Origin of the sequence: Xanthomonas vesicatoria ATCC 35937, from assembly GCF_001908725.1 — a bacterium.
GTDB classification, from domain to species: domain Bacteria; phylum Pseudomonadota; class Gammaproteobacteria; order Xanthomonadales; family Xanthomonadaceae; genus Xanthomonas; species Xanthomonas vesicatoria.
Window position 1 is genome coordinate 70242 of record NZ_CP018726.1, and the last position, 14280, is coordinate 84521.

At 59.3% G+C, this 14280-nt stretch carries 14 protein-coding genes; all 14 read left to right on the top strand.

The window, feature by feature from the left end:
- The first annotated feature begins 149 nt into the window (after positions 1 to 149).
- The 14 genes from BJD12_RS22765 (at position 150) to BJD12_RS22830 (ending at position 14259) form a co-directional block, all read left to right on the top strand.
- Positions 150 to 3296 (top strand): SNF2-related protein, encoded by a 3147-nt coding sequence (locus BJD12_RS22765; protein ID WP_005989611.1) that lies wholly within the window; start codon positions 150 to 152, stop codon positions 3294 to 3296.
- A gap of 299 nt (positions 3297 to 3595) precedes the next feature.
- Positions 3596 to 4138, top strand: a complete 543-nt coding sequence (locus tag BJD12_RS22770) for a hypothetical protein (protein WP_126941433.1) — start codon at positions 3596 to 3598, stop codon at positions 4136 to 4138.
- Complete coding sequence (locus tag BJD12_RS22775; RefSeq protein ID WP_005989617.1) at positions 4135 to 4551, top strand: hypothetical protein; 417 nt, start codon at positions 4135 to 4137, stop codon at positions 4549 to 4551. The genes BJD12_RS22770 and BJD12_RS22775 overlap by 4 nt, the downstream gene beginning before the upstream one ends.
- Positions 4552 to 4672: 121 nt before the next feature.
- Positions 4673 to 5797 (top strand): DNA polymerase III subunit beta, encoded by a 1125-nt coding sequence (locus BJD12_RS22780; RefSeq protein ID WP_005989619.1) that lies wholly within the window; start codon positions 4673 to 4675, stop codon positions 5795 to 5797.
- Between the two features lie 323 nt (positions 5798 to 6120).
- A complete protein-coding gene (locus BJD12_RS22785; protein WP_005989621.1) occupies positions 6121 to 7881 on the top strand; it encodes a PRTRC system ParB family protein in 1761 nt (586 codons plus the stop codon).
- A gap of 74 nt (positions 7882 to 7955) precedes the next feature.
- Complete coding sequence (locus tag BJD12_RS22790) at positions 7956 to 8498, top strand: PRTRC system protein E (RefSeq protein ID WP_005989624.1); 543 nt, start codon at positions 7956 to 7958, stop codon at positions 8496 to 8498.
- 11 nt (positions 8499 to 8509) lie between these two features.
- Positions 8510 to 8905, top strand: coding sequence for a PRTRC system protein C (locus BJD12_RS22795; protein WP_005989626.1), 396 nt, complete (start codon positions 8510 to 8512; stop codon positions 8903 to 8905).
- Between the two features lie 5 nt (positions 8906 to 8910).
- A complete protein-coding gene (locus BJD12_RS22800) occupies positions 8911 to 10155 on the top strand; it encodes a hypothetical protein (protein WP_005989628.1) in 1245 nt (414 codons plus the stop codon).
- Positions 10139 to 10939 carry a PRTRC system protein B gene (locus BJD12_RS22805; protein ID WP_005989630.1) on the top strand — a complete coding sequence of 267 codons (801 nt, stop codon included), beginning with the start codon at positions 10139 to 10141 and terminating at the stop codon, positions 10937 to 10939. Before BJD12_RS22800 ends, BJD12_RS22805 begins: the two co-directional genes overlap by 17 nt.
- Positions 10932 to 11567: a PRTRC system protein A gene (locus BJD12_RS22810; protein WP_005989632.1), complete on the top strand. Its 636-nt coding sequence runs from the start codon at positions 10932 to 10934 to the stop codon at positions 11565 to 11567. The genes BJD12_RS22805 and BJD12_RS22810 overlap by 8 nt, the downstream gene beginning before the upstream one ends.
- Positions 11564 to 12334: a PRTRC system ThiF family protein gene (locus BJD12_RS22815; protein WP_005989634.1), complete on the top strand. Its 771-nt coding sequence runs from the start codon at positions 11564 to 11566 to the stop codon at positions 12332 to 12334. The genes BJD12_RS22810 and BJD12_RS22815 overlap by 4 nt, the downstream gene beginning before the upstream one ends.
- A 355-nt stretch (positions 12335 to 12689) precedes the next feature.
- Positions 12690 to 13298 carry a single-stranded DNA-binding protein gene (ssb, locus tag BJD12_RS22820; RefSeq protein ID WP_005989636.1) on the top strand — a complete coding sequence of 203 codons (609 nt, stop codon included), beginning with the start codon at positions 12690 to 12692 and terminating at the stop codon, positions 13296 to 13298.
- A 238-nt stretch (positions 13299 to 13536) separates the two neighbouring features.
- Positions 13537 to 13818, top strand: a complete 282-nt coding sequence (locus tag BJD12_RS22825; protein WP_005989638.1) for a hypothetical protein — start codon at positions 13537 to 13539, stop codon at positions 13816 to 13818.
- Between the two features lie 132 nt (positions 13819 to 13950).
- Positions 13951 to 14259 (top strand): hypothetical protein, encoded by a 309-nt coding sequence (locus tag BJD12_RS22830; protein WP_005989639.1) that lies wholly within the window; start codon positions 13951 to 13953, stop codon positions 14257 to 14259.
- Positions 14260 to 14280 lie beyond the last annotated feature (21 nt).

Here is a 14280-nt window from a genome sequence, read left to right on the forward strand (position 1 = left end):
CTCCCGATCCAGTCCGTCATGACATCGACTGCATCGCGGAAGGTCCTTGCTCAATCTTTCGTTCCCCCAGCGCGTGGAGCTTTTAGGTCGAAGGACGCAGGAAGTCTGCGCCCGCATCCGGCATCAATCCAGCACCCCAGGATAACGGCATGGAAACCAATGCCGCTACCTCTCCCTGCTGGTTCGACAGCCTTCGCAACATCAAGTCGTTAGGCGAAACCAAAGAACGCCCAGGATCGCTTGGTGGTCTCGCTGCAGCCCGTCGCGAGTGCTTGGCGCAGTACTTTACTCCGGATGATGTAGCGGCCCTGATGTGGCGCATCCTCATTCCAGAGATGGACAGCATTCGCCAGCGCACTGGCTGCAAGGTCAGCGTGATCGACAACTCCATCGGCAAGGGATCCCTGATTCAGTTTGCCCGCGCAGACCAACACAAGGTCGCAGGATTCGACATCCATGGCGAAAGCTTGGAAGCACTGGGCAAAGCGCTAGAAGCGGCCGGGGTCGAGCACGACCTTCTATGCGCCGACATGACAGATGTACGGCCTAAGCGATACGACATTGCTTTGGCCAATCCACCGTTCTCAGTGCACCTTCAGAGCGTCCACATGATGGACTACGCCTGCACGTCATACGGTCGCTTCGGACCCAATACCTCAGCCATGTCGCATCCCTATGCGCTGGCGCAGGCTCTGGAAGCAGCAGAGATCGGAGTGGTGCTATTGCCAACCACCTACGCTCACCATGCATGGAATCAGCACGAATCAAGTGCTCGATTTCATGCGCTTGTTGACTTACCGGCTCGCACCTTCATTGACCAGGGTACCGCGATAGAGGTCAGCTTGATCGTCTTTGGCGCCCCAATGGATCAGTTGCCAGTCCAGGTGGTGATGTCGGACCTTGCAGATGTCCTCCCGGATCTCAACCTGGGCTCGGGTTGGCGAAAAGAGCGCCGCGGACCCAAGCAACTGGCCTTGCGCCGAAGTGAAGGCGCAGTCCAGTGCATCCACCTGCCGGTGACTGGCGACAAGGCCGTGCGCGTGTTCCGCGCTGGCCGGAACATACGCCTGGGTTTCAGCTGCGGGCTGATACAAGCAAAGGTGATGAATGGTCTGCTTCGTGGCCCTGTAACGCGCTCGGAGCAGCACCGATACCCGCGCGGCGTGAACTATCTGGGGGAGGGCGCACTGATCATCGGCGCCTACCTATTGCAGGATGACCCGGTGGCCGCGCTGCAAGCAACCGTCACCCGGATTGCTGACCTGGGCGGAAGCCCGGATGTGGATCCCGGCTTGCTGGGTTACATGCGTCGTATGGCTCGCCGTGTGCGGATCGATCGCACGCCTTTACGGCACGTTGTTCGCTCGGATGCGGTCTGCACGTCGGTTGGCATTGTTCAGGCCACGGCAAAAGCTAATGTCATCGTCAACCCGAAAGTATGGGTCGGCCCAGTTATTCGGCGAGGCGATTCAGTGTCTCTCCATTGGGACGGCTACAAGTACACCTTCCTTACGGAAGACGGTCAGCATTCACTGGTGATGGAGCCGGCGGAGTGCGCCAAGAAGTTCGACATTGAAACTGCCGTGGCCGACTCGGGCTGGACCGACGCCCATCCCGGTCGGCTTACGACATTCCCCGCTCTTGCGCGTTGCCGCGAAGCCCGGTTCCAGGGGGTAGGTCTCGACGCCGTGGGACTTTGGGATTTCCAGCGCGAGGATGCGATGGAGATCACCACCAGCCGCGGCGGCGTGTTCGCCGGCGAGATGGGTTGCGGCAAGAGCTACATCAGTGCGGCCGTCGCGATGATGGGCGGCCTTAGGAATGCGGTGGTCGTGGAGCCACACCTGATTGAGGAATACACCGATCAGCTCAAGGCAGCTGCCATTGATGAATCGTTGTGGCAGGTAATCGAAACGGAGGCAGACGCACGCAGGCTCAAGGTGCTCAACATTGTCAGCTACAACACTCTCCGTAAACAGCTTCCCGGTCGCAAGCGGACGTTCTCCCACTTGCTGCGCCGACGATTCAATACCGTTGCTTGTGACGAAGGTCACGCACTGAAGGCCGAAGAAAGTCTGCGCACTCAGGCGGTCTGGCAGCTCTCGCCCAAGCGTCGATATGTCTTCACTGGAACACCTATTCCAAATCTGGTGCAGGATCTGCTGGGCTTGGTCGGATGGGCAGTTGGCAACAACAACGCAGTCAATCCATACGGTCGCCGTGGTCTATACATCGAGCCGCGCTTGCTCACGTCCATGGACTATTGCGAACGCGCCGTCGATCGCTTCAGCGAACAGCATTGCGTGTTTGAGTGGGTTACCGCTGAGTGGATCGACGGCCTGACCAGTGGCGGCAAAAGGCAAGTGCCGAAGATCAACAACATCCAACGGCTGCGTGAGTGGCTTGCGCCGGTGCTTAAGCGGCGCATAGTGGCCGAGCCGGATGTTTCCAAATACTTTAAGGCGCCGGTCTGTACTAGCAGCATCACAACGCTGGATTGGGATCACGACCACCTTGCGTATTTCTTGACCGTGGCCGATGAGTTCAGCGAGCGCTACCGGCGGATGAAAGCTGATGCCGAGCAGGGTAGAAGCAGTCTCAATATGGTTGCGCTGTTGGCCCGCATCAGCGCAGTACTCAAGGCCGGCAACCAGCCCAGCTACAAGAACGAATACTTCGGCAGCTACATGCCGATGACCAGCAAAGAGCGATACCTGATCGAGAGGGCGAGCAATCTAGCTGCTGCGGGTCGCAAGATTTTGCTGTATGTCGATGGTCCGGAGATGAGCGAGCGGATTGCAGCAGAACTGAACCACCGTGGTGTCCACGCGGTACCATTCCACGGCAAAAGTAGTATCAAGTCCCGGACTCGCAGGATGAATTCGGAGTTCCGCTACGGCCCAGCATCGGTCCTTGTTGCCAGTTACGGGACAGGGCAGACGGGACTGAATCTGTACCAAGCCAACTACGTCCTCCTCGCTGTTCGTGCTTGGAATTCGAAGACAGAGCGACAGGCGATTGCGCGAACATTGCGCCCCCAGCAGACCAGCGAGGTACACGTAGAGTTCGTACATCTTGGCGGATCGCTGGATGAGTATCAGGCGCAGGTCTGCCAATGGAAGCAAGTTTCAGAGTTCGAAGCCATCGATCTTCTTGAGCCGGAAGAAGTCCTCGATGACTACAAGCACCTCGACCGGATCATCAATGAGTTCGTGGAAAGGCTTGCTGCGCGCCAAGGAATACAGGGCCGCGACTACCGCCAAGCAACTAAGGCAGAGATCAGACATGCGGCATAGCGAAAACTACGACGTGATGGTCAACGAACAGACAGTGGTCTTGCGTCGACAGGGCAGCTCAATCCCATCGGTCGCGAATATCCTCGGCTCGGAAGTGGACAAGGAAGGGGTAAGGACTATTTGGCTAGATCGCCTTGTACATCGCGGCGCAGTCGTCAGTCTCAATGACAATTGGGTGGCCAGTGGCGCAATCTCGACAGTGCTGACCTGTTGCGCCCAATGACCCCCTAAACCCGCTTTCCCAAGCCGCGATGGGCGGTGCAGCCTATACGTACCGAGTTTCCACGGTACTGACCAACTTGAACAGCGCGCCCACCACAGAACTAAACTGCCGCCTCTGGCGCCACCAGGCCATCCTGCAATGGATCATCGGACCCTGCACCTATGTGCTGCGAGCAGGTCACTTACACGGGTACTCACGCGAGCAGGGCTTGACGGGGTTGTACGTACTGGACGGCCACAACGGCAATCTGTTCTTCGAGCCTATGGAGTCCAAAGAGGATCTGGTCGAAGCAGGCCGCCTGATGGCGCTGAAGCAGAGGCTGTTTGAGCGTCAGGTCAAGCTAGCTTGCCTACGCGAGAATTCCTGGACCTTGGAGGATGGCTACTTCCACATCGGAGCAGCCGTGGAAAGGCTCGTTGTTGGCCTGGCCCCGACCGTGGAGATCTTCGACCTGACCAGGATGCGAGTAGCCGTGCCCCTCTCGCGCGTACAGAGCGCGGCTAAGTTCGTTGCGCACCCCGAGCTGCCATGCATTGCCTTGTCGCAGCGTCTGCACACCACTGAGTGCGAGCCGCGTCAGTGGGACATGCTTGCCGAAGCATCGCGGAAGGTCGGATGAACGAACTGCTTGTCGCCTTGGTCCACGGCGGAAACTGGACTGCCCGGGAGCGACGCATCGGCCGATGGGTACGCCACATCCTACTGGTACTGCTGACTGTTTCTGCGCTGGCATGGAATCACCACTGGCAACAACTGGGAGCACAGAATCTGGTGTGGACGAACTGGGTCAACGCGCAGTGCAAGACGGGGCTTCGCGAAGTCTGCATGTCGTATGTGGACTTTGCCCGGCCTTCCGGTATGCCCTCCCAAAAGTTCTGGTCCGCGCATCCAGACCTGGCAGCAACGGCTGAATGTGTCGAGCGCATGGGGTGGCTAACCCTGAGCGTGGGCAGGCAGGACTACACCGGGTTGCTTGAGAAGTGCGTGGCTCCGCCAACAAAGCAGCAAGAAGTGCGCACGCCGCACTCGTAGGTCTGATCGACGGCAGAGTGAGGACACCAGCCAGCGCTGTCCTCTCTCCATCGCTGGTCACGAACAGGAACTCCTGTGCCGCCGGATGGACGTACCCGGCCAACCCACCAGGAGTGATCCCATGCACATCACCACCACCCGTGAAGACCTCCTCGCGGCGATTGCACCCCTCATGTCGGTAGCTCAGCGCAGAACGAAGTCCCGTAACGGACACGCGAACCTGACAATCCGTGCTGGTGAAGGCACACAGATCCACTTCAATACATCAGACGAAAACTCGGACATCTGCACCGCCTCGACTGCCACTATTCGTGAGCGTGGGGAAATTGGTGTCTCTGCCAAGCGACTGAGCGACATCATGCGAAGCTTCGCATCCGGTTCTCTGGTCGAAATGCAACGCAAGGGCAACTTCCTCAACATCAAACTTGACGGAAGCCGGTTCTCCATCAACTGCGACGGCCCGCTCGCACCGGTGACACGCCAAGCCGCCAAGACAGGCCAAACGACTGGCAAGTTCGACCTTGCCGCCGATGAGTTCAAGTACCTTCTTGATGCTGCTTGTTCAGGCGTCGCGGGTCTCGGTAGCGATTCCAAGCTTCCGCAAGGCGTGCTGTTCCACCTGACCGGGGACCGCCTGCGACTCGTAGGCACTGACGGCGGACGCATGGCCGTCGCCAGCACCAGCATCAATACTCTGCAAGCAGAAAAGCTGGTGCTTGGACACAATTCGGTGGCTGACATCCGCACTTTGCTTTCCAAAGCAAGAAGCGATGAGCAGATCGGCTTCAGCTGGGGCAGCGGTATGGCACACATCAAGACTACTTACGCCGATCTCCATGTGGGTGTCTTGGCCAACACCTACGTCGATTACGAGCGCATCATGGCAGCCAACACGGTCAACCCGTTTCATGTCGGACTGGCGGACCTGCGCGAAATTCTGACGCGCACCCTCATTCTCAGTACGGCGGTAACTGTCAAGCTCACCGGCCGAACATTGAGCTTCATCACCGCAGACCAGGCCAGCAGGAGCCAGGGGCAGGAGAGCATCGAGAGCATTGAGCTACCAGCTGACGCGCGTCGCGTTAATGACTTCGCCATCAGCGTCAACGCCCAGTATCTTCTGGATGCGCTCAACGCCGTGCGCGGTGAATCTGTGCATCTTTCGGTAAGCAAGCCAGATACCCCTTTGATCGTATTGGCAAACGGAGGCGATGCAAGGGTCTACGTTATGCCGGTCCGCATTTAACCGGGAGAGTAAGACTCACCCGCGAGTGCTCTGCGCGCTCCTTCGCAAGTGCGGCTATAGCTGCGAATGAGCGAATCGGTCCAGAGCAGCACCTCTCAGCCGATCAGAGCTGCCGCGAAGTGAGTGTCGCCTGTGCCAGCCGTGTTAGGACAGCGGGACAATTCTCACCTCCCGTCCAGGGCGCGATACCGAACTATCGTGCAAGGTCGGCAGTGCGCGGGGTGGTCATAGCAATCGGTATGCGAATGCAGGAACTGTCCACCCCTAAGTACCTGCCGTCCCGAGAGCGATTCTTGTGGAATCCCTGACGACTGGACAACCGAATGAGTGAGCACCTCGGAAATGCGACCTACACCACTTCACTTCCCGTGAGCACAGTGCGCGTCCGTTCCGGCCACAACCCGCGCCGCCGATTCAACCAGGAGGAGCACGACGGCCTGTGCCAGACGCTGCGCGAGGAAGGGCTGCTGCATCCCATTGCTGTGCGTAAGCTGGGCGGGGAGGAGTTTGAGATCATCGCTGGCGAGCGCCGATGGCGTGCTGCCAAGGATATCGGCTGGGCAAGCATCGACGCCAAGGTGTTCATTTGCTCAGAGCAGCAGGCTCGGCGTATGGCTCGCATCGAGAACCTGAAGCGGGTGAATCTGAGCGTTCCGGAAGAAGCCTATCTGGCACAGGACCAGCTCGACGACTGCGAAGGCGACTATGAGCAGACGGCGCGCGTGCTCGGCTGGACCGTCGCGAAACTCCGCCATCGAATGCAGCTACTCCACGCATCGAAGGCGGTCATGGATGCGCTGATGGACAGGGCTATCCAGGTCGGCCATGCCGAGCTTCTGAGCACGCTCCCCACAGAGAAGCAAGACGACGTTCTCGGCAAGGTTATCGAGCACAGGGCGTCTGTCGCGCAGCTGCGCGAGCAGCTGCAGGGCGTATCGATTGCGTTGGCACAGGCCAAGTTCGATCTGGAAGGCTGCCGGGATTGCCCGCACAACTCCAGCCAGCAGAGCAGCTTGTTCGCTGAACACATCGAAGCGGCACGCTGCACCAACTCTGGCTGCTTCTCGACCAAGACGGTTGCGTGGGTGAATGGGCGACGCCAGGAGCTTAAAGACGGTTATGCGGTGGTGGAACTGCGTACCGAAGTCATCCCGGGTAAGACAATCCCGCTAGTGATGCAGGGGGACTACGGCGTAGGAAAGGCCCAGTACGATCAGTGCCGTGGCTGCGCCTTCAGGACATGCGTTCTAGACAATACGGTGGGTAAGACTACCGGCAACGTCGAGGGTCCTCTGTGCGGGAACGCCACATGCAACACGGAAAAGGTGGCTGCGTACAAGGCGGCATCGGCTCCCACTCCGAAGGCAGCAGCCCCGCTGGTCGAACCGGCGAAAGGGCAGCAGCAAGCCGTGCAGGGCTTGAGCAAGAGGTCTGCGTCCACTGGCGACCAGGCAAACGGCTCAGTACAGCAGGCGCCATCTCAGCCGATTGCCATTCCGAAGGCGGCTAAATTGGCCTACCAAGCCGTTGTGCGGCGCGGCGCGGCGCACATCGTGCCCACCGAGCCGCGCGTGCTGCTGGCGCTTGCCGCTTACGGGCTGTTCCAGCTGGGTCGGTCGAACTCTGGCCTGACCGATAGCGTCCTGCCGCCCAAGGTGCGGGCTATGACCGGCAGCAGCGAGCGCATTGGCCGCCTGCTTCTGATGGATAAGGGTGACTTGCAATCTCTTCTGGTAAATATGGCCTCGCAGTTCCTCACGGAGAACCCGGAGAACTACGTGCGCGATGTCGATCGGAGCCGTATCAACCGGGTGATCGTGAACACCTTCGAGGTGGACATGGCTCAGCACGTGACTGTGAACAAAGAGTTCCTCGCGTGCCACACGATCCCCGCCATCCACCTTGTGCTAGATGAAAGTGGTTTCGCCACATGGCACAAGGCGCAACCGGAAGGCGAGAAGAAGCACAAGGCTTTGCTCGCATTGGACAAGAAGAAGCTTATCGAGGGTGTGCTCAAGGCCGGATTTGATTTTAGTGGCTACGTACCCTCTGGCGTCCGTACCGATCTGGTGGCGAAAGTCTGAGTGCAAGACTCTCGCACCCGCATGCGTCTATGCGGGGCCACGGCATGCTGACAACACATCCACGGAGACTCCCAATGTCCTTCATCGCCAATGTCCTGCCGCTGCTAAAGCATGGCTCCTCGTTGTCGTTGACCCTGAAAGAGGTCGGCGGCCAAATCCAGATTCTCATCGAGCCGCAGCTGGCTAAGCTGGACCCGGACACCACTGACGAAGTTGTCGCTACGTTGCAGGCGGCGCTGGTGCATCCGGTGCGCGTCCTTGCCGAGCGTGATGCCACAGACGCCACCCTACTCGAAATCTTGACTAAGCTCGCGCCGTCCTATTCGACCCTGGGCGACCAGTTGGCCGAACATCAGCAGCGAATCGAGGACGCCGCAGCTGCCGCTCGTGCAAAAGCCGCTGAAAAGGCCGCAGCCAAGCCGGCCGGCAAGGCGACTCCCTCCAAAGCGACGAACAAAGCCGCCACACCTGCAACGTCTGCCAGCGCCAGTAACACCGACGACAGCGGTGGCGACGATGATGCCAACGGAGACGACGCGGGAGATAGCCCGGTTGCCACGCCAAGCGAAGCTCCGGCGGCCCCGTCGCCCTCCACCGCCAGCTTTGAACTGTTCTGAGGAACCAAGCCATGACCACAACTGCATCGACCCTGGAACGTCGCTTCCGCTTTGGCGTCACCACCCTCGCGGACCCCGACCCGTCCCTCCCGCCGCTGGAAGCGCTGCGACTGCACGTCAAGTCCTATGCCTTCCTGCAATCAGCTGGCCTTGGCGAGCCAGTGGTGGAAGGTGATTTGCTCATCTATCCGGTCCAGAAGCCGACCGTCCAGACCAAAGGCGGGAGTAGAAAGGCCGCGCCCCAGGTTCGGGCTTCGCTGGATGAGATCCTGGCATGGGGCAGTGAAACGGCCACGGTGGATATGGACCAGCCCGCACGCTGGAACGCTATCGCGGCGATGACTCAGCAGTGCGCCACGGCCAAGACCAATCCCCTGATCGACTCTCTCCTCATCCCGATGGCGTAACACGCATGCAATCGCTCCCGCTGCTTACCAAGCGCCACGCGCGACATCCGATTCAGCCCACCAGCCAGCTGCGTGCGATGGCCGCAAAGCGCCTGGGCGAGGCCGTGCGACGCGGCAAGGTGACGCCCAAGCAGGCGAAGGATGCGATGAGGGCTGGCGAGGCTGGTGTTGCCTCTGCGTTGCTCCCGCACCTGTACCAGTGCCAGATGGATGGCGCGATCCCCGCGCCGCCAATCGGCAATGCAACCCACCTCTCGGCCGAGAACCTGGCCAACCTGTCCCCTCTGGTGAAGGAGATGCAAGCAGCGGGGCATATCAAAGACGCCGACCTTACTGGTGCGAGCCAGAGAAATGCGGGAGAAACGATACTCAAGCTCGTGATGCTGGGCATCGACAGGGTTGCCGAGGCGGCGACCGCAAAGATGCCTCCAACGCACAACAACTACAGCCCGTTCCACGTGTCGCCGCTGGCACTGGCCAAGACTCTCTGCGGTCGTGACGGCGAGAGCTGGGAGATCACTGCGAACACGGGTAAGGTCATCGTATCTAACGCTGATTCCCCATTCGTGATGTTCGCTGACCCTGAGTCGAGAGACGAAATGTCGGCCCTGTGCTGCGTGATTCGCGGGATTAATGAGCGCAGCGGAAATTGGTTCGTTGTTCCTCCAGATGATGCCCTTTCCATCATTGACGTGATGCTGGACGAAGTTCTGCGCGACGTGCGGGTCCATGTGCCGCTGGGTCCGGTATCGACGGACATGCCGAGCAACGTTCTTGATGCCGTGATGGAGTATTACGGCGTGTCGGAGGATGACGGTGAAGCATTGGACGACGCGATTGAGCGCCTAAACGGGGATCTGCGCCACTACGTCGTGGCCGATCAGTGGAAGATTGGCGACGGGAATCTTGAGAAGTGGCTTGCATCGCCTTCCGGCCCGAACGCCAAGCTGATCCTGAGGCTCTACGACCTGTATTCCGGGCTGGTACAGGGCAAGCGCGCCGATGAGCGAGAGGTGGTCGATGGCGAGTACTTCACCTGTGACCTATTTGTCGTCCCGATAGGCTTCTGGAATAACTTTAACGACACGATCCAGCAATACGGGGCTGAATACTGCCCGTCAGAGATTCTGAGCATCGCGCGTTCGGCAAGAACCAAGCGCCCCCATCTCGCCGCATTGGAGCTTGCTGTAATGGCTACATCGGTCGCAACGGCCATGGCGCGGATCTTCATAGATGAGTCACCTGATTGACACCCCGGATGCAGAATCCCTGAAGAACTACATGAAGCAGAACAGCGTGGCGCCCACCCATGCGATTCTGTTCTATCAACGACGGGGAAGGCTGGTTCTAACCACCGCTCATACAGTCGATAGCCACCGAGGAACTCCGCGAATTGGGCCAGGCCGACCCATGACGCCTGAGCAAGAGGCCAGTATCGTTGCTTTGCTGATGGGCCGCGAAGCCGATGACGGTAGCAGCAGGGTGCGCGTGATGCCTCAGAACGTTCTGCATACCGACGGCGCAAGCACGACTTGGCTGCAACCCTCCGTGGTAGAGCCGATGGTGCTTCGCACCGGAAGCGATGTAAGGACGGTGCTGGCTCGTTGGCCCACGTTGGTGTTCCATGCGCGCAACCGTCAGCTCTATGTGGTGGCGCTGAGGGATGACCAGTGGCCGAGCGATGACAGCTTGGTCTTCCACTGCCCGACCGGCAACGTGTGGGCCAAGACCATGGTTTGCACCGGAACGGCGGTTTTGCCGATGGGCTGCACACCCAGTGAAATTCCGGCATGGAAGGCATCCTTCTTCGAGAGCGCATTCACCCATAGCAACCACGGCAAGACAATCACCGTGCCCAAGCCAAAGGGCACGGGTAAGAGTAAGGGGCATCAAGCAAACCCCGACCCGATGACGTACTGGGCCGAGCGTGATGGCGTAATGGACGCCTTCCCGAGCGAGCACCTGACCCCATTGAAGATGACTCTCTCCGAATGGATGAGCAGCCTGATTCACGGGGAGAGCGTTGATGATTGAACTGGCAACCGACACGGCGACGCAGCAGCAGCTGGCCATCATGCTGGCGTGCCCGTTGGTATGCGTGCCACCGGGCGAAACGATGACCCTGCTATCTGAGCCGGGGCGGCGTTGGGTCGTAGCGAGCAACGGCACCTACCTGGAACACCGCTCCCTTGCCTTGCATGTCTGCTTCCGGGTATCGAAGCTCGACACGACCTTCGGCACCGCTCGCCAGTTCATCACCGCAATCAATGGGCCGGTGCCACGTGAACTACTGCGCAAGTGCTTCGACTTGGCTGTGCAAGCAGGCAGAAACGAAACCGCAGCGCTGATTCATTGGAACCCTACTGACAGACAGTACGAGCTGAGGCAGCCGGTGATCGAAAGCGCGAGCGAAGCCCACGTCACGTACCGGGACGAGTCGCAAGACGACCTTCTGGTGTACGACTTTCACTCGCACGGTTCTCACCCCGCGTTCTTCTCCGCGACGGACGATGCCTCGGATATGTCCCGTATGGGCCCGTACATCGCTATGGTGGCAGGCAAGTGCGACAGCATTGATTCGCTGGAAACCTGTGCTCGCATGTGCATGTCGCCTTATCTGTTGAACTTGCAGGACTTCTTCAAGCACGGCGAACTGCCATGAACAAGCTGCAAATCCCGGCCTCTTGGCTCGATGACCCGATCCGCACCTTTGTATACGGCGCCGGCGGGACAGGCTCCCAGGTCATCGACCAGCTTGCCTCCCTGGATTCCTGCATGAAGCAGCTGGGCCATCCCGGCTTCAAGGTCACAGTGTTCGACCCGGACCGGGTGAGTCGGTCCAATATCGGCCGCCAGCGCTTCACGCACGCCGACGTTGGCAACTACAAGGCGCTGGTGCTGACCCACCGCATCAACGCCTTCTACGGCTTTGACTGGGGCTATAGGACGGAGAAGGGGCCGACACGCCCTGGTGGCGTCGATCTGGTCATATCTTGCACTGACCTGGCCATGTTCCGCGCGGCCTTCTCCAAGGACAACGCGGCCTCGACCACAAATGCGCTGTGGCTGGATTTCGGCAATGGCAATGCGGAAGCCCAGTGCGTCCTGGGACACCTCTCGCGCAAGGTCGCTAACCGGATTCCTAACGTCGTTGACCTGTACCCCGAACTGTCGCAGATGCAGCGAGTGGATGCGGAGCAGCCGTCCTGCTCGGCAGATGAGGCGCTGCGCAGACAGCCTTGGCCTATCAATCGCGAAATTGCGATGAAGGGCGTCGGGATGCTCTGGTCCCTGCTGCGGGACGGGGAACTTGACTACCACGGAGTCCAGATGCGGATGAAGCCGCTCTCGCTCAACACCATGCCCATTGATCCTGAGACGTGGGCCTTCTACGGATACGCGCCCAAGAGGACGCGACGAGCAGCGTGATGTGGCTGCAAGGTCAGTATGGCCGGCGTCCCATCTCGACGAGGGAATGACCCTCCAACCTGTCTTGCGCGGTAACGCATGCAAAAGGACCATCGTCCGACGCGGTCTATCCAGCGATAGACGCCAAGCACCGCCTCAATCGGTAACTCGTTACGCAAGAAGTTTGAAGCTGCAAGTGTAGGCATTGAAATGCTGCAACATGGATTTAAGAGGAGCGAACGTAATCGTCACCTCGACCCCCGCAGGCAGCCGCCGTGGGCTCTGCGGGTTACATCACGGCTATAGGAACGGCAAATAGGCCAGTAGCCGAACGTCGTATATCAGGGTGAAAGCCCATCAAAGCGAGTGAACAGAAATGGCCCGCGGAATCAACAAAGTCATCCTCGTCGGAAATCTCGGCAACGATCCCGACACCAAGTACACCCAGGCCGGCATGGCGATCACCCGCATCAGCCTGGCCACCACCAGCATGCGCAAGGATCGCGATGGCAACAACCAGGAGCGCACCGAGTGGCACCGCGTGGTGTTCTTCGGCAAGTTGGGCGAGATCGCCGGCGAATACCTGCGCAAAGGCTCGCAGGTGTACGTCGAGGGCGAGTTACGCTACGACAAGTACACCGGTCAGGATGGCGTGGAGAAGTACACCACGGACATCGTGTGTGATGAGATGCAGATGCTCGGCGGCAAGGACCGTGATAGCGGTGGACAGCAGCATGGCAATCAACGCCAGCAGGGTAATGGCAATCAACAGCAGCGTCGGGGGAATGCCAGCAATCAGCACCAGCACGAAAATGGCGGTCAGCGCGGCAACGGCAACGGCAACGGCGGTGGCGGTGGCGGTGGCGGTGGCGGTGGCTATGGTCCGCGTCAGGGACGCTCCAACCATCAGCCAATGAACCAGAACGAACACAGCGACATGCTGGATGATGAAATCCCGTTCCTGGTTTTGGACTCCATGTTCTGATTTCATCAGTGCACGGGCGCCCAAACGGACGCCCGTCACCGAGGAAACATATAAAGTTGTTTTCTTCAAATTGATTGCTGATCCACGTTGACAGGCGTCTCGCGCCCCGCGAACATAGCTCGTAATACCAGGCAATGCCTGCTACGAGGTCTGTGCGCCTCCAACAATGCACCATCCACGTTTATTTCCCACTCGGGGTTCCCCCGATTGGGCGAACCCATATCACCGGAGTTCGCTCATGTTCCCTTCCGAACTGGAAGAAGGTCCTCAAGACCTGCCGTCGTTATTGAAGAATCTTGCTTTCCAGTTGGTACTGGATGGAGAGGTCTCGCAGGTCGCCCATCTACGTCGTGACCAGTGCATTCGTGCTGGTGCAACGGAAGAACTGTGCTCCCGCATCTGGAAAAGTGCCCTGTCATTTTCCCAGGCATACGTGAGCCCCAAGTTCTTTGAAATCTCCCGCCGCTTCCATTTCGCCAAATGTTCGGCGTCGAAGATCGTTGCGGGAATGATCGACTAAAACCGCACTTCAACAACATCCCGGCCGGGTGCCGTGTCACCCGTATGGGAGACATGTGTCCGCCCGGCTCTCTGCCGGATTGTGCCACCGACAGAGCAACCTACTTGCTCGGCACAGCACAGGAATCAACGCATGTCCAACTCTGATCAAACCCCGGTTGCAGCCAAGTCAATTCCTTTCTTCGGGACGATGCACCGCGTCGGCAGTACCGTCTTCACCACCAGCCTTAACTTGGCAGTGCGTAACTGCAATCAGGGCTATCAGATTGTCTTGATTGCCAAGCGCATCGACAGTAGTGGCAAGGAAACGACCATCGAGCTTCCGTCTCCGCACATTGCCGCAACCGCCGCCGAGGCCCGCATGATCGTCGCCGATACGCTCGCCCCATTCGTGGAGCGTTTGATGGTCGGTGAACGCACCAAGCACGAATCGGTCCACTAGCAGGCAAATAGCCGTCGCGAG